The sequence below is a fragment of the Actinomadura logoneensis genome, assembly GCF_003428695.1.
Classification (GTDB): Bacteria; Actinomycetota; Actinomycetes; order Streptosporangiales; family Streptosporangiaceae; genus Spirillospora; species Spirillospora logoneensis.
This window is the reverse complement of sequence record NZ_QURH01000685.1, coordinates 1-2,865: the sequence shown is the minus strand read 5'-3', so window position 1 is coordinate 2,865 and position 2,865 is coordinate 1. Positions and strand designations below refer to the sequence as shown.

3 protein-coding genes and 1 pseudogene are annotated in these 2,865 nt (G+C 76.1%); all 4 read right to left on the bottom strand.

What is annotated here, in order from left to right; genetic code table 11:
• Positions 1-180 (bottom strand): annotated as a pseudogene (locus DZF91_RS41560) (High-affinity nickel-transporter); the annotation flags it as partial.
• Between the two features lie 108 nt (positions 181-288).
• Positions 289-1,125, bottom strand: a complete 837-nt coding sequence (locus DZF91_RS25650; RefSeq protein ID WP_117359776.1) for a DUF4253 domain-containing protein — start codon at positions 1,123-1,125, stop codon at positions 289-291.
• 85 nt (positions 1,126-1,210) lie between these two features.
• On the bottom strand, positions 1,211-1,381 hold the full coding sequence (locus DZF91_RS40360) for a hypothetical protein (protein WP_158588048.1): 171 nt from the start codon (positions 1,379-1,381) through the stop codon (positions 1,211-1,213).
• Between the two features lie 14 nt (positions 1,382-1,395).
• The coding region (locus tag DZF91_RS25645) for an FtsX-like permease family protein (RefSeq protein ID WP_147341383.1) at positions 1,396-2,865 on the bottom strand (1,470 nt) is incomplete at its 5' end.

Sequence of the window (2,865 nt, the reverse complement as noted above, 5' to 3'; positions counted from 1 at the left end):
GACGACCACGGCGATGTCGGCCGCCAGCGTGGCGGTGACGGCGACGCCCACGGCGAGGGGCAGGGCGCGCCCGCGGCCCCGGGCGAGGCCGCGCCCGTGCCCGTGCCCGTGCCCGTGCCCGCGGTACGGCGTCCGTCCGCGCTTCCGACCACGACCGTGCCCGCGTCCCGTCCAGCGCACCGTGACCGCCGTTCTTCGAGAATCCCGACCAGACGGGCATCGTAGACACTCGGGCGGGGTGTGATCCAGAGGGCGCGGCGCGGCGGGATCAGTCGCACCAGGGCGGGATCAGTCCCACCAGAACGACCACCAGGTCTTTCCACGGATCTCCTCCGCGTACCCGGCGAGCGAGCCCGGACCCTGGAACAGGATGTCCGGGCAGAACGCCCAGTGCTCGGCGGCGACCTGGACGGCGTGCCGGGTGGTGACGGGGGGAGCGGCGACGCTCAGTTCGAGGGTGTTGAAGCCGAGGCCGACGACCCGCGCCCCGAACCGCTCCTCCCAGCCCCGGACGACGGCCGCGAGCGGCGCGGTCCACTCGTTGTGGTTGAGCGCGCCCTGCCAGCCGATCGCGGCGAGCACGTCCGCGCCCCGCTCGACCGCGACCAGCCCGAGCGACAGGCCGCGCGCGGCCAGCGCGCGGGCGTGCCGGTCGGCGGCGGCGTCCGGGTCGTCCAGCGGGGTGCCCGCGGCGGCCGGACCGGGGCAGTGCCGGCCGAAGGGCTCCAGGTCGTGGAAGTCGTCCGGGCCGGCCTGCTCGGCGAAGTCGCTCCACACCTCGTACATGAACGCGGCGGGCTCGTAGTTGCCGATCTCGGCGACCGGCTCCGGGGCGATCTGGCCGGCGGCCCACGGCTGGTCCGACTCGTCCAGCAGCACCGGCCAGAGGCCGGACCGGGCGTGCTCGGCGCGCACCCGCCCCCACAGCTCGCCGGGGACGGGGTCGTCGCTCACCCAGAGTGCGGGGGCGCGGATGAACTGCCGCTGCGGATAGCCGGGGTCGGGCCAGACGACGTCCCCGGGCGGAAGCGGCACCGACAGGGTGCGCTCGGCGCCGCCGTCGGGGAAGAGCTTGGGGAGGTCTCCCGGGAGCCGCTCTCGGAGGTCGAGGTCCACGTCGTCCATATCACGCCGTTCCGGTCCAATTCGTGCCAACACCGATCTTGGCACTCCAGGATCGTAACGGCGACCGCGCGGGGACGGGCACGGTTCACCGCTCCCGGCGGCCCCGCAGCAGGTATTCGACCAGCAGGCCCAGGATCCCGGCGCCGGTGAGGGCGCTGACCACGATCTGGTGCCAGGTGTCGGGGAACACCAGCTGGTAGGTGACGTTCACGGTCAGCAGCAGGGCGAACAGCGTCCAGCGGACGGTGAGGTTCACGGCGGCGGCCTTTCTCAGCGGAGGAACGGGAGGGACGGAAGGGACGGGACGGGCTGCCCGGACACCACCACCGCGAGCGCGACGGTGGCGAGGACCGCGACGGCGAGGCCGGTGAGCGCGCCGGTGCCGAGCACGATGACGCCCTCCAGCCGGACCGAGCCGCGCACCTGCGCGCGGGTCGCCCCGACCTTGCGGAGCAGCGCGAGTTCGCGGCGCCGCGAGGCGGTCGCGAGCAGCCGGGTGGTGACGACGCCGACCAGCACGAACCCGCCGATCGCCGCCACGATGATCTGGCTGAGCAGTTCCTGGGTCCGCAGCTCGCGCGAGGTCGCCTCGCCGTACGCCGCGCGGTCCAGGGTGCGCACGCCGGTGTAGCGGGCGGCGACCGCGTCGAGCGCGCGGTCCGTCCGGGCCGTGCAGGGGCCCGCGCAGCGGACGAGCACGCTGTCGTCCAACGGCGAGGCGGAGTGCGCGGCGACCAGGTCGCGGGGCAGCAGCACGTCGCCGAGGCCGAGGTTGCGCTCGTAGACGGCGGCGACGCGGGCCTGGACCTTGGTGCCGTCGCCGAGCCAGAGCGTCCGGGACGACCCGATCCGCGCGCCGCCCGCGACATCCTTGCTGAGCGCGACGGACGTGCCGGTCAGCCCGTCCAGGCTTCCCTTGGTGAGCTTGGCGTCGACGGTCCTCGCCGCGTCCGCGCCCAGCCCGCGGGCGGGGAACGAGCGGAGCTCGTCCTCTCCGACCTCGCGCACCGGCATGATCACCGTCGTCCGGTGGACCGGCGTCACGGCGGCCACGCCCGGCACGCCCCGGACGGCCTCGGCGACCGTGGACGGCACGCCCGGCCCGGACGAGACCAGCACGCGGTCGGCGCGGTTGGCGTCGCGGGCCTGCGCCGCCGAGGCGTCCATGACCGTCGCCGCCCCGGAGAGCTGCACCAGCGCGAACGCGATGACGAGCGCCACCGGCGTCAGCACCGCCCCGGCGCGCGGCGCGGCGGCCAGGGCGGACCGCCGGGCGAGCCGTCCGGTGATCGGGGAGGCCAGCGACACCGCGCCGCCCAGCAGCACCGCGCCGAACCGGGCGATCACCGGCGAGAGCAGCGCGACCCCGACCATCAGCGACATGATCATGCCGCTCAGCGAGGCCGCCGCGGCGGTCCCGGACGCCCGCAGCGCGACGCCGAGCGTGCTCAGCCCGCCCGCCAGCAGCAGCGCCCCGACGACGATCCGCCAGCGCGCGACCGACGTCGGGTCGGCGGCCGTCTCACCGAGCGCCTGGACGGGCCGGACCCCCGCCAGCCGCAGCGAGGCCAGCAGCCCGACCAGCAGCGTCGCGACCACGGTGATGGCGAACGAGGCGACGGCGGGCAGCGGGCCGACGGCGAGGGCGAAGCCGGGCGGCAGCACGCCCCGGTCCCGCATGGCCGCGTGCAGCGCGGCCCCGGCGGCGAGCGAGAGGGCGCCGCCGACGGCCCCGGCGGG